Origin of the sequence: Mycobacterium sp. smrl_JER01, assembly GCF_048513595.2 — a bacterium.
In the GTDB taxonomy this organism is placed as follows: Bacteria; Actinomycetota; Actinomycetes; order Mycobacteriales; family Mycobacteriaceae; genus Mycobacterium.
Window position 1 is genome coordinate 3,810,339 of sequence record NZ_JBLXXK020000001.1, and the last position, 20,941, is coordinate 3,831,279.

The following is a 20,941-nucleotide window of genomic DNA, read 5'->3' on the forward strand; positions in this document are numbered from 1 at the left end:
TCTTGCATGTATTGTGGATGCTAATGAAAACGATTTCCAGTACGACTGACACGTCGGACGTTCACAACCACGCCGGTGCCCCACCGGCCGAACTGCCACCGCGGGCAGTGCTCGACAACGCCGGCGACCTGCTGCGAGCGCTGGCGGCTCCGGTGCGGATCGCCATCGTGCTGCAATTACGGGAGGAAGCGCGCTGCGTGCACGAACTGGTGGACGCCCTCGATGTGCCGCAGCCCCTGGTCAGCCAGCACCTTCGCATCCTGAAATCGGCCGGGGTGGTCGAGGGATCGCGATCCGGACGAGAAGTGTTGTACCGCTTGGTCGACGACCATCTTGCCGAGATCGTCGTCGCCGCCGTCACCCATGCCGCCGAGGAGGACAAATGACCGGGGCCGTGCGCTCGACACGACAACGCGCCGCGATCTCCGCGCTGCTGGAGAACATCGAGGACTTCCGGTCCGCCCAGGAACTACACGACGAGCTGCGCCGCCGGGGCGAGGGCATCGGACTGACCACGGTGTATCGCACCCTGCAGCAGATGGCCGCGACCGGCCTGGTCGACACCTTGCGGACCGACACCGGCGAATCCGTCTATCGGCGCTGTTCGGAGCACCACCACCACCATCTGGTGTGCCGCGACTGCGGATCCACCGTCGAGATCCAGGGCCGCGATGTGGAGAACTGGGCCGCACAGGTGGCCCGCGAGCACGGATTCTCCGACGTCAGCCACACCATTGAGATCTTCGGGGTGTGCAGCGGCTGCGGCGCGGGTTAGCGGCGCCGTCCGCTGCGCCAGCCCACGACCGCGACGACGACACCGACGATCGCAATGATCGGCCCGAGCACAGACCAGGTCGTGGTACCGGTCATCGGGCTACCGGCCACCGCTCCGAACCCCTGCAGGGCGAACAACAGACCGGCGAGCGCAACCAGCACGCCGACAGCGACGATGACCATGCGCATGTCCCGACCCTAGCCGCCGGAATCGGTCAGGGCGCGCCGTACGTCACCACCGGTGGCCAGCACCATCAGGACCAGCGTGCGCAGTGCATCATCGGTCAGACCCGCGGCCGGGAAGTTGTAGCGCAGCAACACGTCGCCGGTCTTCGTCGGCTTGGCCGAGGACTTCTGGTCGGCGCCGATCTTCTCGACCAGAGAGACGGTGCCGAGCAGCGTGTCCTGCGCGTGCTTGGCCACCCGGGCACGGATCGCGCTGTTCAACGGCAGATCCCACGCCAGCACCTGTGTCAGTGACACCAGGTCCAGCCCCTCGGCGATGGTGACGACGCGCAGCGAGGCAAACGTCTCGTCGTGCTGCACGGTCAACGCGCCGTCGTCCTCGCGGAGCACCGGAAGAACCTCGGCCAGTACGACCGAGAGACGTTCAGCCAGGTCCGTCATTCGGCTCTGCCGCTCCTGCCGTCATTCGGCTCTGCCGCTCCTGCCGTCATTCGGCTCTGCCGAAGCGGCGGTTGCGATTCACATACTCCTCGCACGCGGCCCACAGATCGCGGCGGTCGTAGTCCGGCCACAGCTTCTCCTGAAACACATACTCCGCGTACGCCGCCTGCCAGAGCAGAAAATTGCTCGCCCGCTGTTCCCCGGAGGTTCGGATGAACAGGTCGACGTCCGGGATGTCGGCGCGGTGCAGATGGCGGGCGAATGCGGCCTCGGTGATTCGAGCGGGGTTGATCTTGCCGTCCACCGCCTGCTGCGCCAGCTCGCGTGCCGCCTCGACGATCTCGGTGCGGCCGCCGTAGTTGACGCAGTAATTGATCGTGATGACGTCGTTGTCGACGGTCATCTGCTCGGCGATGTCGAACTCCTTGATCACACTGCGCCACATCCGGGGCCGGGAACCCACCCACCGCATGCGCACACCCATGTCGTTGAGATTCTCCCGGCGCCGACGCACCACCTCACGGTTGAAGCCCATGAGGAACCGGACCTCCTCGGTGCTGCGCTTCCAGTTCTCGGTGGAGAACGCGTACACCGTCAGGTGTTTGATCCCCAGCTCGATGGCCCCGCAGGTGATGTCGATGAGCACCGCCTCGCCCATCTTGTGACCCTCGGTACGCCCGAGGCCGCGCTGGGTCGCCCACCGGCCGTTACCGTCCATCACGACCGCGACGTGGTTGGGCACCTGACCGGCCGGGATCTGCGGCGCAGCCTCTTTGGAGGTGTGCTGCGGCGGTCGGGCGAATTTGCCGTTGGTCCGTGCGGGCAACTCAGGGAACACGACCGGCCAGGTCGACTTGTCCGGAAAGGTCGGATAGTCGTCAGGCGCCGGGGGCAGCTGTGGGTAGCTGGCCCGGCCCTTCCGCCGCCCAGTCCGTTCCAATGCCATGCGCAACATCCTGCCTGATGCTCCTGTCGATTCCTTGCCCACCCGTCCCGGGCGTCGCATCGGCCGGCCGCTCGACAAGTGGCAGTGTCCGCAACTTTCGCTCCAGGTGCCACTGCAGATGTGCGGCCACCAACCCACTGGCCTGGCTGCGGTGCGCCGACGTGGAGATCTGGGCGTGTTCCCAGTCGCCGTCGTACAGCGCGGCCATCAGATCCAGTACCCCTTGCGGCGGGGTGACCGATCCCGACGGCCGGCAGTGCACGCACACGCTTCCACCCGCCGCGACGTGGAACGCCCGATGCGGGCCCGGAGCGGCGCACCGGGCGCATTCGATCAGCGCCGGCGCCCATCCCGCGACCCCCATCGCGCGCAGCAGGTAGGCGTCCAGGACGAGCTCGCGGGGGCGGGAGGCGTCAGCCACCGCCCGCAACGCGGCCACGGTGAGCTTGTGCAGCGCCGGGACGGGAGCCCGCTCCTCGCCGGCGATCCGCTCCGCGGTCTCCAACATCGCGCAGGCAGACGTGTACCGGCCGTAGTCGCTGACGATGTCGGAAGCGAACGCGTCGATAGCCTGGACCTGGGTGACGATGTCCAGATTGCGGCCCGGATGCAACTGAACGTCGATGTGCGCGAACGGTTCCAGCCGCGCCCCGAACTTGCTGCGGGTACGTCGCACCCCCTTGGCGACCGCCCGCACCAGACCGTGATCGCGGGTGAGCAGACTCACGATCCGGTCGGCCTCACCGAGCTTGTGCTGCCGCAGCACCACCGCTCGGTCCCGGTACAGACGCATCGGCCCAGTGTCCCACTGCCGGGGGACGATTTCGGTGTCCGCATCGCCGATACTCTCGTAAGTGATGGTCGACACCTCCACCTCCCGCAGCATGTCCCGACGCCGGTTTCCCACGTTGGGCAATCAGTTGTTCCAACTCGCCAGCGGCACCGCCACCTCGGTTGACCTGGTCCGGCGGTCGCTGGAGAACATCGAGGCGAGCCAGCCCACCCTGAACGCCTTCCGCGTGGTGCTCACCGACCAGGCGCTTGCCGCCGCCGCCGAGGCGGACCGCAAACGCGCGGCGGGCGCCGATATTTCGCGTCACCCGCTGCTGGGCATCCCGATCGCGGTCAAAGACGACGTCGACATCGCCGGTGTGCCGACCCGGTTCGGCGCCGACGGTGAGATGCGCGTCGCCGACGCCGACGCCGAGGTGGTGCGCCGGTTGCGCGCGGCCGGCGCGGTGATCGTCGGCAAGACCAACACCTGCGAGCTCGGCCAGTGGCCGTTCACCAGCGGTCCGGCCTTCGGGCACACCCGCAACCCGTGGTCGCGAGAGCACACACCGGGCGGCTCGTCGGGCGGCAGCGCGGCGGCCGTCGCGGCCGGACTGGTTGCCGCCGCGATCGGCTCCGACGGCGCGGGCAGCGTGCGCATCCCGGCGGCGTGGACGCATCTGGTCGGCATCAAACCGCAGCGCGGTCGGATCTCGACCGCTCCACTGGGTGAGGCGTTCAACGGGATCACCGTCAACGGTGTGCTGGCCCGCACCGTGGCTGATGCGGCGCTGCTGCTCGACGCGGCGTCCGGCAACGCCCCTGGGGACCTGCACACCCCGGCGCCGGTGCGGGTCTCCGATTACGTCTCGCGTGCACCGGGGCCGCTGCGCATCGCCAAGTCCACGAAGCTGCCGTTCACCGGGTTCCGCGCCACCCTGCACCCCGAGATCCATGCCGCGCTGGACGCCGTCGCCGATCAGCTGGCCCAGCTCGGTCACACCATCGTGACCGCCGACCCTGACTACAACGTGGGCATGTCGTGGAACTTCCTGGCCCGCTCCACCGCGGGCATCCCCGAATGGATGGACCGGCTGGGCCACGGCGTCCGATGGGACAGACGCACCCGTTCCAATGCCAGGATGGGCTGGCTGCTGTCGCAGAACGTACTTCGCAAGGCGCGTGCCCGCGAAGCCGCAACTCAGCAGCGAATCGGCTGGATCTTCAACCTGGCCGATGTCGTACTGGCCCCCACCACCGCGCTGCCCCCACTGCAGGTGCACGCGTTCGACCAGCTCGGCGGCCTGGCCACCGATCGGATGATGATCAAGGCCTGCCCGGTGACCTGGCCGTGGAACCTGTTGGGCTGGCCCTCGATCAACGTGCCGGCCGGGTTCACCTCCGACGGGCTGCCGATCGGAGTCCAGCTGATGGGTCCGGCCGACAGCGAACCGCTGCTGGTCTCGCTGGCGGCCGCGCTCGAGGCGATCAACGGGTGGGCGGTGCACCAGCCCGACGATTGGTGGACGCCGCCGACCGCGGCCGACGCCCCCAATCTGGCCGCTCCGGACTCGGTGACCGGTCAGGTCGCGTAATCTGCGGGCTGTGATCGTCAGCAACAGCATGCGTGTCGTGCCCGCCGTGGGCCTCGTGGCCGCGGCCGTCGTGGGTATGCCCGCGGCCCAGGCCGACAATCGACGCCTCAACGAGAGCGTCGTGGTCAACGTGTACACGATCCAGCAGAACAACGACTGCGACACCGATATCAAGATCAACCCCCAGTTGCAGCTGGCGGCCCAGTGGCACACCAACGACGTCCTGCACAACCGGGCGCTGGGCGGCGACATCGGCTCGGACGGGTCCACTCCGCAGGACCGCGCCAACAAGGCAGGTTTCGTCGGCACCGTCGCCGAAACGGTCGCGATCAACCCCGCGCTGGCCATCAGCGGCATCGAGATCCTCAACCAGTGGTACTACCGGCCGGACTACATGGCGATCATGTCCAACTGCGCGAACACCCAAATCGGGGTGTGGTCGGAGAACAGTCTGGACCGCAGCGTGGTGGTGGCGGTCTACGGTCAGCCGGGCTGACCGCTGCGAGGACGCTCGGCGTGCCGAGGACGCGCGGCGCGACGGGCACCATCGAAACCCCGGCGTAGCGCCGGCGACGCTTCTAGGCTTCTGGGGTGCGGTTGACGTGGCCGCTGACCGGTCGCTCCGAGGAGTTGCGGCGCATCGAGGCCGCATTGACGACCCCTGACGTCTCCGGTGTCCTCGTCACCGGCGAAATGGGTGTGGGAAAGAGCCGCATCGCGCGCGAGGCGATGTCGGCCGCGCAGTCGCGCGGGTGCGAAATCCGCCACGCGGTGGGCACGTCGTCAGCACGATCGGTCCCGCTGGCCACGTTCGCGGCATGGACCCCACCGGGTGTCACCGAGACGGTCGCGCTGCTGCGTGGGGTCATCACCGCCCTGACGCAGACGCCGACCGGTGCGCCCGTTGTGATCGTCGTCGACGATGCCCACCTGCTCGACGATCTGTCGGCGTTCGTCGTGCACCAGATCGTCCAGCGTGCCGCGGCCAAGGTCATCCTCACCGTGTCGGCCAGGAAAACCGTGTCGGCCAGGAAACCGGCGCCCACCGCGATTCACGAAATCTGCAAGGTCGGCCAATTCGACCGCCTTCACCTCCCTGCCCTGCCTCGCGAGGACACCCTCGCGCTGGTGGCGGCGGCGTTGGGCGGACCGGTGGATCCGCCGTCGGCGCACCGGTTGTGGGAGCTGACCCGTGGGAACGCCCTGTACCTGTGCCACATCGTCGAGCAGGAGATCGCCGACGGGCGAGTCGAATTCCGGCACGGCGCCTGGCGATGGGTTGACGATCCGGCCATGCCACCCGGCCTGGTCGAACTGATCGAATCCCGCATCGGCGACCTCCCGACCGCGGTGGCCCACGTGATCGACACCCTGGCCGTCGGGGAGCCCATCGGTCTGTCGATGCTGAGCCGCATCACCGCACCCGGCGCGGTGGAGGACGCCGACATCGGTGGTCTGCTCGCCCTGACGCGGACCGTCGCCGGTATCGACGTGCGGCTGGCGCACCCGATCTACGGCGAGGTACGACGCCGAACCGCCCCCGAAACCACCCTGCGTCGGCTGCGTGGACTGGTCGCCACCGAGCTGGCCCGGTGCGCCGATCGTGATGAGATGCAGGTGCTGGTGCGTCGCGCGACGCTGAGTGTCGATTCCGACCTGCCCGCCGATGCGGACCTGCTGACCGGCGCCGCGCGTGGCGCCGTGTGGCTGGCCGACCTCGGTCTCGCCGAGAAACTCGCCGAGGCGGCCGCGAGGGCGGGGGCCGGGCCGGAAGCCCTGTTCATCCGAGCCCATGCGCTGTCCTGGCTCGGTCGGGGTGAACAGGCCGACGCGACGCTGGCCACCGTCGACTCCCCCGAGCTGCCTGATGAACAGCGCGCCCGACTTGCCTTCCTGCGGGCCAGCAACGCATTGTGGGCACTCGGGGACCCCCCGCGCGCCAAAGAGCTCGTCGACCGCGCCGGCCACGGGGTCTCGCCCCAGAACCGCGGCTACATCGACGCGTTCCGCACGGTGTACTGGTTTGCGATGGACCTTCCCGAGGCGGCCCTGGCCGCCTCGGCGCAGCTGGTGCCCGACCACCTGCCTGCCGTGGTCGGCGCGGAACTCGGCTGGGTGCTGAGCACCGTCCATGCCGAGGCGGGGCGCACCGCCGCAGCCGTCGACGCCGCGGAATCCGGCTACCGCGCGGCCGACGTTTCGTTCGACGCTCCGCACATGAGGTTCAACATCGCCGACGCACACGTCACCGCGCTGCTGTTCGCCGGACGGGTTCGCGACGCACTCGCCGTCGCACAGCGGGTGCAGCAACAGTCCGCCGAGCTACCGGGGGCCGCACAGCTGCTGGGCGCCGCGGTGGCCGGTCGGGCGGCGCTGGGGGCCGGCGAGCTTCGCGCGGCATCCGAGCTGTTGGACCAGTCCGCAGTCGGCTTCGCCGCGACGCATGCGCTGGGCTGGGGGTTCCGGTATCACTATCCCCACGCGATGGTGCTGGCGATGTGCGGCCGGGTCGACGAAGCTGCAGACATCCTCGCCGCCTTCGCCGACACACGGCGCCCCTTCCGGGCGCTTGACCACGAGCAGAGCCTGGCCCGGGCATGGGTATGCGCCGGCCAGGGCGCCCTGGGCGAGGCGATCGGCATCCTGCTGTCGGCCGCCGAGAGAGCCTCGGCCCTGGGGCGGTTGGCTGCCGAGGTGGCCTGTCTGCAGACCGCGGTCCAGTTCGGCGACCGCACCAGCGCGGCCCGACTGCACGAACTGGCGGCGCTGGTGGAGGGGCCGCGGGCTGCCCTGGCCGCGCGCTTCGCCGATGCGGTACACGACCGTGATCCCGGTGAAATGTCCTCGCTTGCTCAGGAATTCGAGCGCATGGGCGATGTGGTTGCCGCCGTCGATGCCGACGCCCACGCGGCACTGGTGTATCGCGACCGAGGCCTGCGGGGATCGGCATTGGCGTGTCTGGCACGGGCGTCGGCGCTGGCCGAGAAGTCCGGCGCCAGCACCCCGCTGCTGCGACGGGTCAATGCGCCCCTGCCGCTGACCGATCGCGAACGCGAGATCGTGATGCTCATCGGCGAGAAGTTGCACAGCCGCGATATCGCCGCGCGGTTGACGTTGTCGGTACGCACCGTGGAAAGCCACATCTACCGGGCGATGTCGAAGACCGGGACGACAACCCGCGAAGAGCTCGCCGCACTGCTGCGACCCCGAGATGAGCCGGGCACCGCACCTCAGTAGACCGGCGCCGCGCCCGCGCAGGTGCGGTACCTCGGTACTGCGGCGTCGGGCCGCGGTCCGTCCGACGATGGCTTCGGGTGCGGTCGTTCGGAGCGAGGGGTCGAACGGCCCGCACCCGCCCCCGGGCAGGTTCAGGGGTCAGACGGACACCGTCGCTGCAGAGCGTCAGCGCAGGCGATATGTCCGTCGTAGCCGTGCGTCGTCGCCAGGGTGCGGTACCGGCGCACCAGGTCGCGGTGGGTGAGGTCGTCTCCGTGTGTGCCCGCCATGAGAGCCCGCAACCGCAGCACGGTGAGCTCGAGGACGACCGAATCGGCGCCGGTCGCCATCATCGCCAGCCGGTCGATCTCGACCTGGGCGGCGGCCGGGTCAGCGGTGTCGTTCCGCTCGAGCAACGTCTGAACGAGGATGTCGCTCGCGCAGACCGCCCACCCGAATCGCCGTGCCCGGTGGAGCTCGTCGACGGCCCTGCGCATCACCGTGATGGCGGGGTCACGGTCACCTGAGCGGGCCACCTCGCGCGCGATAAAGACCTCCGTCAACGGCACCAGCGAGGGGGCGCGCATCGGCAGGAACTCGTCGCGGGCCCGCACCATCAGCTCCAGGCCGCGCTGCCGCTCGGCTTCGGATTCGCGGTGCAGTAACGTCACCCCCAGCGTGAATTGGGTCCCCATCACGGCGAAGTCATTGCTGCAGATCTCGGCGATCCGGGCTGCTTCCTCAACCGTGCGCACCACCGACTCGTCCGCGAGCGACACCCCGTAGATCAGGGACAGCTGGGCCCAGGCGATGACGAGAGCGCGGGTGGTGGGGTCGCTGCGGAGGGCTATCGCCGCGGCTTCGTCGAGGTCGTCGCGCCATCCGGTATGTCCGAGCCACCACCGCGCGATGCCCCGGAAGGTCAGCGCGACCGCCAGCGGCGATCCGACGCCGAAGTCACCTCCCATGGCCGGGTCGCCCCCGGTCAGCTCGACGACACGCTGTGACCAGGCCAGGATCTGGCCGAAATCTCCGGAGTTGAACCAGTTCGCGAACGCCACGAACGACAAACCCGCGGTCAGGGTGGGATCACCGATGGACTCCAGCAACGCCATCTGTTCAGAGGCCAGCCGGGCGCCTTCACCGGGACGGCCGGCATAGAGCAGTTCCGTTGCCAGCCCGGTCATTCCGATCGCCAGGGACACCTTGTCATCGGCCCTCGCGCACAGTCGCCGCAACTCTGTGAACCGACCCCACACCTTCTGCACGGGGCGGGCCTGCCAGTCGGTGACGCAGAGCATGGTGCGGGGGGCGATGCGCATCGCGATCTGGCCGACGTCGTCGCCGGCCAGCCGATCGGCAATGTCCTTGGCCCGCTCCCAGTTACCCCGTGCGGCGGCGATGTCGCGGCTGGTCGACCAGGTCGCGGCCCGCATGTGCCAGCCGAAGGCCTCCCGCAGGTCTCCCGCGGCGTGCAGGTGCTCCGCGATCGCCGCAGCATGCTCGTCCTCGGACGTCGCGGCGCCGGCGATGACGGCGGCAAGCCGACGGTGCACCTCGGCGCGAGTGGTTTTCAGCTGTGATTCGTAGGCCACGGCCCGGATCAGCGGATGACGAAACGCGTACTGCGCAGGCGGGGTGAATCTGATCTGGTCGATGAGATCGACGCCGAGCAGTTCGTCGACGGCAGGTTCGATCCCCAACGCAGTGAGCATGTCGGTACCGAACCGGTCTCCGATCACCGACGCGGCGTTCAGCGTCCGTCTGGCCGACGGGCTCAACCGGTCCATGCGTGCTTCGATCGCTGCCTGCACTGTGGCCGGGACGTGCACCTCGGCTGCATCCGTGTCACACACGTAGTTCCCGCGCGCCCCGGTCAGCACGCCGCGCTGCACCAATTCCCGGACCATCTCCTCGGCGAAGAAGGGGTTCCCCCGCGCACGGTCGGCAACGACTGCCGGCAATTCACCCAGTGACGCATCCGAACCCAGGAGATCTTCCAGCAGATCCGCGATATCGCTGTCAGCCAGCGGGGCAAGCACCAGTTCTCGCGCACCGTGGCCATGCCGCAGCGGTCCGCCGTATTCCGGCCGAGAGGTGATCAGCACTGTGGTCGGGCTGCCCGGGGTGACGGTCAGGAAGTCCGTGATCATGGACTCGCTCACCGCGTCGATCCAGTGCGCATCTTCAAGGATCACCAGCAGCGGCTGCGTGCGCGCCGAGGTCGCGGCATTGACGAGCGCGGTCAACCGGCGGCGACGAGCGTCGGGGTCGATCTGCGGCCGCGGCGCTGTCGGATCGGCGATCCCGAGCAGTTCGTCGAGGAGCAGCAGGTCCTGCTCATCGCTGCGGGGGAACTTATCGCGGATCCGTGCGCGCGCGCTACGGTCATCGAGGTCGGTCACCCCGGTGACGGCACGGAGCAGCTGCACCACCGCGCCGAAAGCGATGTCGCGGGCGTGTGACTCGCAGAAGATCCAGATGACGCCGATGCCGCGGTCGGCCGCCGGCGCGGCCGCCTCCCGCACCACCCTGCTCTTGCCGATACCTGGCGGTCCGACGACGTTACCGATGGCCCCGTGGCCGGTGAGCGAACACTCCACCAAGGTCCCGAGGACCGCCATCTCCCTGTGCCGACCTACCAGACCTGCCTCGGTGCTCGTCATCACGCTGCTGCGCCCCCGGATCGACAACAACCGGCGCGCGCATACCGGCTCGTCAAATCCCCTCACCCGCACCGACTCCGGATCGGACAGCACCACGCGGTCTTCGGTCAGTTGCGCGGTCGACTCCGACACCATCACCGCACCGGGCGGCGCAATCGATTCCAGGCGTTGGGCAAACCCGACAGCCGCCCCGGTCGCGGTGTACCCCAACGATCCCGAGCCGATCTCACCGGCGATCACCCGCCCCGAGTTCAGTCCCACCCGCACCTGCAGCAGCACATTGTCGCTGCGCTCCACGCTCGCCGCCAGCCGCTGCACTTCCGCCTGCAGCGCCAACGCGGCAAGGCAACCCCGAAATGCATGGTCTTCCATGGCGATCGGCGCTCCGAAGAGGCCCATGACCCCGTCACCGGTATGCGCGACCGTCCCCCCGTAGCTCCTGAGCACCGCCGCTGCGGTTTCCACCAGATCGGTCATCACCGCCCGGAACCTCTCCAGGTCCAGCGTCGCCGCCATGTGCATCGAGCGCACCACGTCGGCGAACAACACCGTGACCTGCTTGTAGCCCGAGGCTTCGGGTGCCGCCGACATCGGGGCGCCGCACTCGTCACAGAATTTCGCGGTGTCGCGCAGCCCGTTGCCGCAAGACCCGCATACGGTCACCGCCGCCATCGCCTCACCGATCCCCGCAATCGGGTCGCCCCGACTCAGGGTAGGACGCACCCCCGCCGAGCGGGGCGATTCCGCCTCAGAAACCCAGCCGGCCGAGCTGTTTGGGGTCGCGTTGCCAGTTCTTGGCGATCTTGACGCGCAGGTCCAGATAGACCCTGGTGCCCAACAGCTTCTCGATCTGGGTACGTGCGTTGGTGCCGACCTCGCGCAGCCGCGCGCCGCCCTTGCCGATGACGATGCCCTTCTGGGAATCCCGCTCGACGTAGAGGATCGCGTGCACCGCGATCAGCGGGTCGAGATCGTCGCGGCCCGGCCGTTGCTCCACTTCGTCGATCACCACCGCCAGCGAGTGCGGCAACTCGTCGCGCACACCCTCCAGCGCTGCCTCCCGGATGAGTTCGGCCATCAGCACTTCTTCGGGCTCGTCGGTCAGTTCCCCGTCGGGATAGAACGCGGGCCCGGGCGGCAGCTTCGCGGCCAGCACCTCGATCAGCACGTCGAGCTGGGTCCCCGAGGTCGCCGACACCGGTACGATTTCGGTGTCCGGTCCGACGAGTTCGCTGACCGCAAGCAATTGTTCGCCGACCCGATCTTTGGAGACCTTGTCGATCTTGGTGACGATCGCGATCAGGGTGGTCTTCGGCGCGACCGCGCGGATCTGTTCGTGGATCCACCGGTCCCCCGGGCCGATCTTCTCGTCGGCCGGGATGCACAGGCCGATGATGTCGACCTCGGAGTAGGTGTCCTTGACCAGGTCGTTGAGCCGCTGTCCGAGCAGCGTGCGGGGCCGGTGCAACCCCGGGGTGTCGACGAGCACGATCTGCACGTCGTCGCGATGCACGATGCCGCGGATGGTGTGCCGGGTGGTCTGCGGCCGGTTCGACGTGATCGCGACCTTGCTGCCCACCAGCGCGTTGGTCAACGTTGACTTGCCGGTATTCGGGCGGCCCACGAAACACACGAAACCCGAACGGAATTCGTCCTCGTCGCTCACAGCGGTGTGCCCGCACGATCGGTGACGACGACTGCGGCGTCCGGTGCGAGCTCCCGGACCGCGGCGACGCCCGCGTCCTCGGGTGAACCGCCCACCAGGACGGCGGCTTCCAATGCCGTCGCACCACTGGACACCGCTGCGGCGACGGCGGCCTGCAACGCGGTCAACGTCAGCGCGGCCAGCGCGACGGGCGCACCGGCGTAGGTCCGGCCGTCGGCGTCGCGGACCGCGGCTCCGCTACTCGCCTCGGCCCGGCCCATCGCACCTCGGGCCAGCACCACCAGCTTGGCGTCCTCGGGGTTGAGCGTGCTCATCAGCTTTCCTCCACGTCCTGCGGCTGCGGTTCGACCGGGCTGACCAGCACGGTGCCGACCCGCACCCGACCCCGCGGGTCCGGCCCGCCCTCGGCGCGCAGCCGCAAACCGTCCCAGGTGACCTCGGCACCGGGCAGCGGAACTCGTCCCAGCTCCAGGGCGACCAGCCCGCCGACCGTGTCGACGTCCAGATGCTCCCCGAAATCGAGATCATAGAGTTCGCCGAGGTCCTCGATCGACAGCCGCGCCGAGACCCGGTACTGCTGATCCCCCAGATCCTCGACCGGTGCCACCTCGTCGGTGTCGTACTCGTCGGCGATCTCGCCCACGATCTCCTCAAGAACGTCTTCGATGGTGACCAATCCGGCGATTGCCCCGTATTCGTCGACCAGCAGCACCATGTGGACCCGGTCGCGCTGCATGTCACGCAGCAGCGCATCGAGCGGCTTGGAGTCCGGCACGAACGTCGGCGTGCGCATCACATCCGACACTGCGGTGTCGCGGCCCTGATTGGGCGCGTGGTACGTGCGCTGCACCAGATCCTTGAGGTACACCACACCGACGATGTCGTCGACGTTCTCACCGACCACCGGAATCCGGGAGTGCCCGCTGCGCACCGCCAGCGATGTGGCCTGCCCCGCGGTCTTGTCGTGTTCGATCCACACCATCTCGGTCCGCGGCACCATCACCTCGCGGGCCGGGGTGTCACCGAGCTCGAACACCGACTGGATCATCCGGCGCTCGTCGTCGGCCACCACGCCGCGCTGCTGGGCGAGGTCGACGACCTCGCGCAATTCGATCTCCGAGGCGAACGGGCCGTTGCGGAAACCCCGTCCGGGTGTCAGGGCATTACCGATGAGCACCAGTAGTCGGCTGACCGGTAACAGCAGCACCGAGATCGCCTGCAGCGGAAGGGCGGTCACCAACGCGATGCTGTATGCGTTCTGTCTGCCCAGGGTGCGCGGCCCGACACCGATGACGACGAAGCTGACCACCGCCATGATCGCCGCGGCCGCCACCAGACCCCAGGTCACACCGAGGATGCCGTCCAGAAACGCGGCCAACAGGACCGTCGCGCTCACTTCGCACGTGATTCGAAGCAGCACAATGAGATTGATGTAGCGAGGTCGCTCGACCATGACCCGGGACAACCGCACCGCACCGGGGCGTTCGTCGCGGACGAGCTCGTCCACGCGCGCCATCGACACCGTGCTCAACGCCGCGTCGATGGCAGCGAACAACCCACCGAACAGGATCAGTACGACGGCACTGATGAGTTGGCCCACCGGGGTCACGGAATGTCGCCGCGGTTCACATCATCGAAGTACCGGGACTTGTCGAGCAGCCGCCGGTCCTTCTCGCTCTGCCGGTCCAGGTGGTAGGCCTGCACCTGCTCGGCCACCCACTCCTCGAGCAGTTGGCGCTGCAGCGCGAACATCTCTTTCTCCTCGTCGGGTTCGGCGTGGTCGTAGCCCAGTAGGTGCAGCACACCGTGCACCGTGAGCAGAGCCAACTCCTGTCCCAGGGTGTGCCCGGCGTCGGCGGCCTGTTTCGCCGCGAAGTCCGGGCACAAGACGATATCGCCGAGCATCGAGGGCCCGGGCTCGGGCGCGTCCGGCCGGCCCCCCGGTTCCAGCTCGTCCATCGGAAAACTCATCACGTCGGTCGGACCGGGCAGATCCATCCAGCGCATGTGCAGATCGGCCATCGCCGCGCTGTCGAGCAACACCATCGACAGCTCGGCAGCGGGATTGACGTCCATCTTGCGGATGACGAACCGGGCGACGCTGATCAGTTCCTCTTCGGAAACGTCGACACCCGATTCGTTCGACACCTCGATGCTCATGAGAGTCGTTACCGCCGTGGCCGTCCCGAACCGGAGGAGCGACGCTGCGCCCGGTTCATCAAGGTGGGTTCCTCGAACTTCGCGTATGCGTCCACGATCTCGGACACCAGCCGGTGCCGCACGACATCAGCGCTAGTCAGTTCGGCGAAGTGGATGTCGTCGATACCGTCGAGGATGCGCATCGCCGCGCGCAGCCCGGAAGCCGCGCCACCGGGCAGGTCGACCTGGGTGATATCCCCTGTCACGACGATCTTCGAGCCGAAACCCAGACGGGTGAGGAACATCTTCATCTGTTCGGCGGTGGTGTTCTGTGCCTCGTCGAGGATGATGAAGGCGTCGTTGAGGGTCCGGCCGCGCATATAGGCAAGCGGCGCAACCTCTATGACACCGGCACCCATCAGCTTCGGGATCAGCTCGGGGTCCATCATGTCGTGCAGGGCGTCATAGAGCGGGCGCAGATACGGGTCGATCTTCTCGCTCAGGGTGCCCGGCAGAAAGCCCAGTCGCTCGCCGGCCTCCACCGCAGGGCGGGTCAGGATGATGCGGCTGACCTTCTTGGTCTGCAATGCGCTGACGGCTTTGGCCATGGCCAGGTAGGTCTTGCCGGTGCCGGCCGGACCGATACCGAACACGATGGTCTTGGTGTCGATCGCATCGACATAGCGCTTCTGGTTCAGGGTTTTGGGGCGGATCGTCTTGCCGCGTCGCGACAGGATGTCGAGCGTCAAGACCTCGGCAGGCGACTCGTCACCGGCGCCGGTCAGCATCGCCACACTGTGGCGGACCGCGTCCGGCGTCAGTCGCTGACCATTGCCGACCACGCCCAGCAGTTCGGAGATGACCCGCTCGCCCAGTGCGACGTCGGCGACCTCGCCGGACAGCGTGATCGCGTTTCCGCGGGCGTGGATGTCGGCGGCCAGAAGCTGCTCGAGCTCACGCAGATTCTCGTCCGAGGATCCCAGGAGGCCCATGACGAGTGCAGGAGGAACATCGATTCTGCTGCTGCTGCGGACCGACGGTGCCGATCCGTCCGAGCCTTCATTCTCGCGGGGCGCCACGTGAGGTTTTCTGCCTGCTTCCTGAGTGCTATCCGGGGGAGCCGAGGTTCCGGGAGGGAACCCGTTGAGGTCTCAGTTTAGCCCTGCGCGCGACGAGCGCCCAATGCTTATGGCTTCTCAGCTGGGCGCAGCGGCCGGGACCGCACCACCAGCGGCCACCAGAACCAGCGGCCGAGCAGCGTGGCGATGGACGGCATCATGAACGCGCGCACGATGAACGTGTCGAACAGCAGGCCCAGCCCGATCGTGGTCCCGACCTGCGCCATCACCCGCAGGTCGCTGACCACCATCGATGCCATGGTCAGCGCGAAGACCACCCCGGCGACGGTGACCACGCTGCCGGTGCCGCCGATCGCGCGGATGATGCCGGTTTTGATGCCGGCCGGGATCTCCTCCTTGAACCGGGACACCAACAGCAGGTTGTAGTCCGATCCCACCGCAATCAGCGCGATGATCGACAGCGCCAGCACCATCCAGTGCAGTTCGATGCCGACGATGTGCTGCCAGATCAGGATCGAGATGCCGAATGACGCGCCCAGCGACAGGGTCACGGTACCCACGATGACCAGCGCGGCGACCAGGCTGCGGGTCAGCACCAGCATGATCATCAGAACTAGGCACATCGCCGAGATCACCGCGATCAGCAGGTCATAGCGCGACCCGTCGGACATGTCCTTGAAGGTGGCGGCGGTGCCACCGAGCTGGATCTCGGCGTTCTCCAGCGGGGTGCCCTTGAGCGCCTCGATGGCCGCAATCTTGATCGGCTCGACCCGCTGCAGCGCCTCTTCGGTGGTCGGGTTGCCGCGGTGGGCGATGAGCATCCGGACCGTCTTGCCGTCGGGCGAGAAGAAGCTGTCCATTGCCCGCGTGAAGTCCTCGTTGTCGAACACCTCGGGCGGCAGGTAGAACGAGTCGTCGTTCTTGGCCTGGTCGAACGCTTTGCCCATGTCGGTCGAATTGCGGGTGAGCTCGTCCATCTGGTCGTAGAAGCCGCCCATCGTGGCATACGTCGTCAGCATCATCTGACGCATGCTCTCCATGGTCTCGATCATCGGCGGGAACGTGGCGAGCATCTGCGGCAGCAGCGCCTTCATCTCGTCCATGTTCATGACCGCCTTGTCGAAGGTGTCGGTCATGACGCTGATGCCGTCCATCGAGTCGAACAACGACCGGAACGACCAGCACAGCGGAATGTTGTAACAGTGCGGTTCCCAGTAGAAGTAGTTGCGGATCGGCCGGAACTGGTCGTCGAAGTTCGCGACCATGTCCCGCACCTGGTGCACGGTGTCGCGCATGTCGGCCATGTCGTCGATCATCACGGTGGTGATGTCGGAGAACTTGGTCATCAGCGCGTACATCGTCTTCATGGTGGCGATGGTCTCGCCGATGTCGTCGGCCTGAGTCCGCATGTCGGCGATGCGGTCCTTCATCAGCTTCATGTTCTGCTGCTGACCGACGCCCTGCATGCTGATCAGGAACGGGATCGAGGTATGCGCGATCGGGTCGCCGTCGGGCCGGCTGGGGGCCTGCACGCGTGCCACCCCCTCGACGGCGAACACGCGCTTGGCGAGCCGATCGAGGACCAGGAAGTCCGCCGAGTTACGCAGGTCGCGGTCGGCCTCCACGATGAGCACCTCCGGGCTCATCCGCGACAGCGAGAAGTACTTGGTGGCCGCCTGCAGTCCGGCGTTGGCCGGAATCGACGCCGGGATGTAGCGGGTGTCGTCGTAGCTGGTCTGGTACCCGGGTAGGGCGGCGAGCCCGATCAGCGCCAGCGCCAACGACGCCACCAGGATGGGCCCGGGCCAGCGCACCACCGTGGTTCCGACCCGGCGCCAGGCGCGGATCCGCATGGCACGCTTGGGTTCGAGCAGGCCGAAACGGCTGCCGACGGTGACGATCGCCGGTCCCATCGTCAGCGCGACCGCGACTCCGGCGACGATGCCCACCGCGCAGGGCACGCCCATGCTCTGGAAGTACGGCATCCGGGTGAACGACAGGCAGTACATGGCCCCGGCGATGGTGAGGCCGGAACCGAGCACGACGTGCGCGGTACCACCGAACATCTCGTAGTAGGCCTGCTCGTGGGTCGCGCCGGAGGACCGGGCCTCCTGGTAGCGCCCGACGAGGAAGATCGCGTAGTCGGTGCCGGCGGCCACTGCCAGTGAGATCAGCAGGTTCACCGCAAAGGTGGACAACCCGATGATCTGGTGGTGCCCCAGTGCGGCCACCACACCGCGCGCGACCGACATCTGGACACCGACCATGATCAGCAACAGCACGACGGTGGTGACCGAGCGATAGAAGAACAGCAGCAGCACGATGATCACCGCGAAGGTGACCAGCAGGATCAGCGCCATACTGCTCTCGCCGGCGATGTTGACATCGGCGGTCAGGGCTGCCGGTCCGGTCACATGCACCTGGACACCGGGCGGCGGAGGCGAGTGGGCGACGATGTCGCGCACGACCGCGACTGATTCGTTGGACCTGGTCTCGCCCATGTTTCCGGCCAGGCTCAGAGCGACGTAGGCCGCGCGACCGTCGGAGCTCTGTGCGGCGGCTTCGGTCAGCGGGTCGCCCCACATGTCCTGGATGCTGCGGACGGCGTCGGGGGCGGCCTCGAATTTCTCGATGAGCCGGTCGTAGTAGGCGTGGGCATCGTCGCCGAGCGGTTGATCACCTTCGAGCACCACCATCGCGATGGAGTCCGAATCCGATTCCCCGAACAGCCGGCCCATGTCCGACATCGCCTTCATCGCGGGCGCGTCGCTCGGGCTCATCGACACCGCGTTCTGGGCGGCCACCACTTCCAGTTGGGGCACCAGCAGATTGAGCGCCGCGACCACGAGCACCCAGCCGAGGATGATCGGGACGGCCAGACGACGGATCCAGCGGGCGACGGGTGTGGGGTCGCGCAACGACCGTCCGCGGTGTTCGGACTGTCTCATGCCGACTTCGTGAAGCAGTAGACGTAGGCGGTCACGTTGGTGGCGGTCCGTTCGTCCTTGACGGCGTCGTCGGCGAAGATCCGGCAGCCGATGAAGCCGCCGTCACCTTGGGCCACCACGTTTCCAACCATGGCCGGCGAGTTGGTCTCGACCTCGATCGACCAGGGCAGCACCGCTCCGACCACCTGGTTCGGGTCGCCCTCGGCGTCGATGTAGTTGATATCGGCGGTCGCACCCGGCTCGCCGAAGATCTCGTAGCGCACGATCTTCGGATCGGACCTGTTCGAATCCTCGGACATACTCCCGGCGTAGGTCGGCAACTGCTCGGATCCGAAGACGTTGCGGAGCCGCCAGACCGCGAAGCCCCCGACGACCAGCACGATCACCAAAGCCAGCGGTATCCACGCTCGGGTCACACGGGTGAGAATCGTCGAGGTCCTTTGAATCGGCGCAGCCCTCGGGCTTCCAACAGTCGAAGGGAAGGCTAACCTATCCAGATCAGAGCCGGGCCGCTACCCCCGGGGGGTGTACCACCGGATCCATGGCAGTTCAGCCCCAACGCCGCGTCAGCACCCCGAGCGCGCCGAGCGCCACCGCAGCGGCAGTCGAGGTGCGCAGCACGGTCGGCCCGAGCCGGACCGCGACCGCCCCGGCGTCGGTGAACGCGGCCAGCTCGTCGTCGGCGACCCCGCCTTCGGGGCCGACGATCAACATCAGCGAATCCGCGTGCGCCACCGGCACATCCACCAGTGACCGGGAGGCCGATTCGTGCAAGACCAGCGCGGTGCCCGACGGCGCCGACCGGATCGACTCGATCAGCACGCCGGTGCTGACGACGCCGTCGACGGTGGGGATGTGCGGGCGCCGGGATTGGCGGGCTGCCGAGCGGGCGACGGCGCGCCATCGTCGTAATCCCTTGTCGACCTTGGCCGCGCCGTCCCAGCGCGCCACACACCGCGACGCCTGCCAGGCCACGAACGCGTCGGCGCCCGCCTCGGTGGCCAGTTCTATCGCCAGCTCCGAACGCTCGGATTTGGGAAGTGCCTGCACGATGGTCACCGCGGGCGAGGGTGGCGACACGACACGGCGGTGCAGCACCCGGGCGGTGAGGCTGGCGCGCGCGACGTCGTCGACGACACAGTGGGCAACCACACCGGCGCCGTCGGCGAGGTCGAGTTCCTCTCCGCGCCGGGTCCGGCGCACGTTCGCGGCGTGAAAGCCCTCGTCACCGTCGACGGTGACGACCTGGCCCACCGCGGGAACCTCGTCGACGAAGAACAGGGCGCGCACGCCAGGAGCATAAGGGCCGGCCTGCGCCGGGCACGCTAGCGGCCGGTGAACGTCTCGCGCAGGCGGGAGAACAATCCGCCGCCGTGTGACGATGCCCCGCCGTTCTGGGCCGACCGCACCTCGGCCGCGTCGTTGGTGCGTTCCTTGAAGGTCCGCAACAACTCGATGCCCTCGTGGTCGAGCCGGGTAGGCACCACGACGTCGATGTGGGCGTGCAGGTCGCCGCGCACACCCGAGCGCAGGTGCGGCATCCCGTGGCCGCGCAGGGTGGTGACCGCACCGGGTTGGGTGCCCGCGGCGATCGTGATGTCGATCGGGCCGTCGAGGATGGCGTCGATGGTCACCGCCGTGCCGAGCGCGGCGTCGACCATCGGCACCGACACCGTGCAGTGCAGGTCGTCGCCCTCGCGGACGAACACCGGGTGCGGCTTCTCGTGCACCTCGACGTAGAGGTCGCCCGCCGGTCCGCCGCCGGGACCGACCTCGCCCTGGGCGGCCAGCCGGACCCGCATACCGTCTCCCACGCCGGCGGGGATCTTGACGCTGATCTCCCGGCGGGCGCGCACGCGACCGTCGCCCGAGCACCGGTTACACGGGTTCGGGATGACCTCGCCGACCCCGCCGCACACCGGGCAGGGCCGCGACGTCATCACCTGGCCGAGCAGCGACCGCTGCACGGTCTGGATCTCGCCGCGCCCGCCGCACGTATCGCAGGTGACCGGTGTGGAATCGCCGTGGGTGCCCTTGCCGTGGCACAGGTCGCACAGCACCGCGGTGTCGACGGTGACCTGTTTGGTCACCCCGGTCGCGCACTCGTCGAGGTCGAGCCGCATCCGCAGCAGCGAATCCGAACCGGGGCGGACCCGTCCGACCGGGCCGCGCGCCGTGGCGCCGCCACCGAAGAACGCCTCGAAGACGTCGCCCAGACCGCCGAAGCCGGCGAAGCCTCCGGCGCCGCCGCCGGCCGCGGATTCCATGGGATCCCCGCCGAGGTCGACGATGCGCCGCTTCTCCGGATCGCTGAGCACCTCGTAGGCGACGCTGATCTCCTGGAAACGGGCCTGGGCGCCCTCGTCGGGATTGACATCTGGGTGCAGTTCACGGGCGAGCTTGCGGTAGGCGCGCTTGATCTCCGCATCACCTGCACCCTTGCTCACTCCGAGCAGACCGTAATAGTCGCGTGCCACGCTCAACCTTTCCCGCCCGACCGACCTGCCTAAACCC

The 20,941-nt window shown here is 68.1% G+C and carries 19 protein-coding genes; 5 read left to right on the forward strand and 14 right to left on the reverse strand.

Features of this window, described 5'->3' with window-relative positions; genetic code table 11:
* Positions 1 to 23: 23 nt before the first annotated feature.
* Together ACNUDN_RS17925 and ACNUDN_RS17930 are read left to right on the forward strand one after the other, a co-directional pair.
* Positions 24 to 386, forward strand: a complete 363-nt coding sequence (locus ACNUDN_RS17925) for an ArsR/SmtB family transcription factor (RefSeq protein ID WP_419123150.1) — start codon at positions 24 to 26, stop codon at positions 384 to 386.
* The gene (locus ACNUDN_RS17930; protein WP_419123151.1) at positions 383 to 775 is read left to right on the forward strand and encodes a Fur family transcriptional regulator; all 393 of its coding nucleotides are present in this window, start codon (positions 383 to 385) and stop codon (positions 773 to 775) included. The genes ACNUDN_RS17925 and ACNUDN_RS17930 overlap by 4 nt, the downstream gene beginning before the upstream one ends.
* Here ACNUDN_RS17930 and ACNUDN_RS17935 read toward each other — a convergent pair.
* The 4 genes from ACNUDN_RS17935 to recO are packed head-to-tail and all read right to left on the reverse strand — an operon-like array spanning position 772 to position 3,140.
* Complete coding sequence (locus tag ACNUDN_RS17935; RefSeq protein ID WP_419123152.1) at positions 772 to 963, reverse strand: hypothetical protein; 192 nt, start codon at positions 961 to 963, stop codon at positions 772 to 774. The two genes, ACNUDN_RS17930 and ACNUDN_RS17935, sit on opposite strands and share 4 nt — an antisense overlap.
* A 9-nt stretch (positions 964 to 972) precedes the next feature.
* A complete protein-coding gene (locus ACNUDN_RS17940; RefSeq protein ID WP_419123153.1) occupies positions 973 to 1,401 on the reverse strand; it encodes a hypothetical protein in 429 nt (142 codons plus the stop codon).
* A gap of 46 nt (positions 1,402 to 1,447) precedes the next feature.
* Positions 1,448 to 2,347: a decaprenyl diphosphate synthase gene (locus ACNUDN_RS17945; RefSeq protein WP_419123154.1), complete on the reverse strand. Its 900-nt coding sequence runs from the start codon at positions 2,345 to 2,347 to the stop codon at positions 1,448 to 1,450.
* Positions 2,280 to 3,140 carry a DNA repair protein RecO gene (recO, locus tag ACNUDN_RS17950; protein ID WP_419123155.1) on the reverse strand — a complete coding sequence of 287 codons (861 nt, stop codon included), beginning with the start codon at positions 3,138 to 3,140 and terminating at the stop codon, positions 2,280 to 2,282. The genes ACNUDN_RS17945 and recO overlap by 68 nt, the downstream gene beginning before the upstream one ends.
* 64 nt (positions 3,141 to 3,204) lie before the next feature.
* Here recO and ACNUDN_RS17955 point away from each other — a divergent pair, with 64 nt between their 5' ends.
* The 3 genes from ACNUDN_RS17955 (at position 3,205) to ACNUDN_RS17965 (ending at position 7,950) form a co-directional block, all read left to right on the forward strand.
* Positions 3,205 to 4,713 carry an amidase gene (locus ACNUDN_RS17955; protein WP_419123156.1) on the forward strand — a complete coding sequence of 503 codons (1,509 nt, stop codon included), beginning with the start codon at positions 3,205 to 3,207 and terminating at the stop codon, positions 4,711 to 4,713.
* 28 nt (positions 4,714 to 4,741) lie between these two features.
* Entirely contained in the window at positions 4,742 to 5,209 is a 468-nt protein-coding gene (locus ACNUDN_RS17960) for a CAP domain-containing protein (RefSeq protein ID WP_419125204.1), read from the forward strand.
* 95 nt (positions 5,210 to 5,304) lie between these two features.
* Positions 5,305 to 7,950, forward strand: coding sequence for an AAA family ATPase (locus tag ACNUDN_RS17965; RefSeq protein ID WP_419123157.1), 2,646 nt, complete (start codon positions 5,305 to 5,307; stop codon positions 7,948 to 7,950).
* Between the two features lie 131 nt (positions 7,951 to 8,081).
* Here the strand turns inward: ACNUDN_RS17965 and ACNUDN_RS17970 are convergent, their stop codons facing one another.
* The 10 genes from ACNUDN_RS17970 to dnaJ all read right to left on the reverse strand — a co-directional run bounded on the left by ACNUDN_RS17970 (position 8,082) and on the right by dnaJ (position 20,904).
* Positions 8,082 to 11,267, reverse strand: a complete 3,186-nt coding sequence (locus ACNUDN_RS17970) for an AAA family ATPase (RefSeq protein WP_419123158.1) — start codon at positions 11,265 to 11,267, stop codon at positions 8,082 to 8,084.
* A gap of 76 nt (positions 11,268 to 11,343) precedes the next feature.
* A complete protein-coding gene (gene era, locus ACNUDN_RS17975; RefSeq protein WP_419123159.1) occupies positions 11,344 to 12,261 on the reverse strand; it encodes a GTPase Era in 918 nt (305 codons plus the stop codon).
* Positions 12,258 to 12,575, reverse strand: a complete 318-nt coding sequence (locus ACNUDN_RS17980) for a cytidine deaminase-like protein (RefSeq protein WP_419123160.1) — start codon at positions 12,573 to 12,575, stop codon at positions 12,258 to 12,260. The genes era and ACNUDN_RS17980 overlap by 4 nt, the downstream gene beginning before the upstream one ends.
* The gene (locus ACNUDN_RS17985; RefSeq protein WP_419123161.1) at positions 12,575 to 13,870 is read right to left on the reverse strand and encodes a hemolysin family protein; all 1,296 of its coding nucleotides are present in this window, start codon (positions 13,868 to 13,870) and stop codon (positions 12,575 to 12,577) included. The genes ACNUDN_RS17980 and ACNUDN_RS17985 overlap by 1 nt, the downstream gene beginning before the upstream one ends.
* Positions 13,867 to 14,421 carry an rRNA maturation RNase YbeY gene (gene ybeY, locus ACNUDN_RS17990; protein WP_419123162.1) on the reverse strand — a complete coding sequence of 185 codons (555 nt, stop codon included), beginning with the start codon at positions 14,419 to 14,421 and terminating at the stop codon, positions 13,867 to 13,869. The genes ACNUDN_RS17985 and ybeY overlap by 4 nt, the downstream gene beginning before the upstream one ends.
* A gap of 8 nt (positions 14,422 to 14,429) precedes the next feature.
* Complete coding sequence (locus tag ACNUDN_RS17995; protein WP_419123163.1) at positions 14,430 to 15,479, reverse strand: PhoH family protein; 1,050 nt, start codon at positions 15,477 to 15,479, stop codon at positions 14,430 to 14,432.
* A gap of 107 nt (positions 15,480 to 15,586) precedes the next feature.
* Entirely contained in the window at positions 15,587 to 18,427 is a 2,841-nt protein-coding gene (locus tag ACNUDN_RS18000; protein WP_419123164.1) for an MMPL/RND family transporter, read from the reverse strand.
* Positions 18,424 to 18,843 (reverse strand): MmpS family transport accessory protein, encoded by a 420-nt coding sequence (locus ACNUDN_RS18005; protein WP_419123165.1) that lies wholly within the window; start codon positions 18,841 to 18,843, stop codon positions 18,424 to 18,426. The genes ACNUDN_RS18000 and ACNUDN_RS18005 overlap by 4 nt, the downstream gene beginning before the upstream one ends.
* A 133-nt stretch (positions 18,844 to 18,976) precedes the next feature.
* Positions 18,977 to 19,717: a 16S rRNA (uracil(1498)-N(3))-methyltransferase gene (locus tag ACNUDN_RS18010; protein WP_419123166.1), complete on the reverse strand. Its 741-nt coding sequence runs from the start codon at positions 19,715 to 19,717 to the stop codon at positions 18,977 to 18,979.
* Positions 19,718 to 19,752: 35 nt separating this feature from the next.
* On the reverse strand, positions 19,753 to 20,904 hold the full coding sequence (dnaJ, locus tag ACNUDN_RS18015; RefSeq protein ID WP_419123167.1) for a molecular chaperone DnaJ: 1,152 nt from the start codon (positions 20,902 to 20,904) through the stop codon (positions 19,753 to 19,755).
* Between the last annotated feature and the right edge of the window lie 37 nt (positions 20,905 to 20,941).

What these genes read in the sequence shown, in the direction of transcription:
- ACNUDN_RS17960 (WP_419125204.1), top strand. Translation starts at nt 4,742, where the DNA reads ATGCGTGTCGTGCCCGCCGTGGGCCTCGTGGCCGCGGCCGTCGTGGGT.
- ACNUDN_RS17940 (WP_419123153.1), bottom strand. Translation starts at nt 1,401, where the DNA reads ATGACGGACCTGGCTGAACGTCTCTCGGTCGTACTGGCCGAGGTTCTT.
- recO (WP_419123155.1), bottom strand. Translation starts at nt 3,140, where the DNA reads ATGCGTCTGTACCGGGACCGAGCGGTGGTGCTGCGGCAGCACAAGCTC.
- ACNUDN_RS18000 (WP_419123164.1), bottom strand. Translation starts at nt 18,427, where the DNA reads ATGAGACAGTCCGAACACCGCGGACGGTCGTTGCGCGACCCCACACCC.
- ACNUDN_RS17945 (WP_419123154.1), bottom strand. Translation starts at nt 2,347, where the DNA reads ATGGCATTGGAACGGACTGGGCGGCGGAAGGGCCGGGCCAGCTACCCA.
- ACNUDN_RS17925 (WP_419123150.1), top strand. Translation starts at nt 24, where the DNA reads ATGAAAACGATTTCCAGTACGACTGACACGTCGGACGTTCACAACCAC.
- ACNUDN_RS17935 (WP_419123152.1), bottom strand. Translation starts at nt 963, where the DNA reads ATGCGCATGGTCATCGTCGCTGTCGGCGTGCTGGTTGCGCTCGCCGGT.
- ACNUDN_RS17970 (WP_419123158.1), bottom strand. Translation starts at nt 11,267, where the DNA reads ATGGCGGCGGTGACCGTATGCGGGTCTTGCGGCAACGGGCTGCGCGAC.
- ybeY (WP_419123162.1), bottom strand. Translation starts at nt 14,421, where the DNA reads ATGAGCATCGAGGTGTCGAACGAATCGGGTGTCGACGTTTCCGAAGAG.
- ACNUDN_RS17980 (WP_419123160.1), bottom strand. Translation starts at nt 12,575, where the DNA reads ATGAGCACGCTCAACCCCGAGGACGCCAAGCTGGTGGTGCTGGCCCGA.
- ACNUDN_RS17930 (WP_419123151.1), top strand. Translation starts at nt 383, where the DNA reads ATGACCGGGGCCGTGCGCTCGACACGACAACGCGCCGCGATCTCCGCG.
- ACNUDN_RS17955 (WP_419123156.1), top strand. Translation starts at nt 3,205, where the DNA reads ATGGTCGACACCTCCACCTCCCGCAGCATGTCCCGACGCCGGTTTCCC.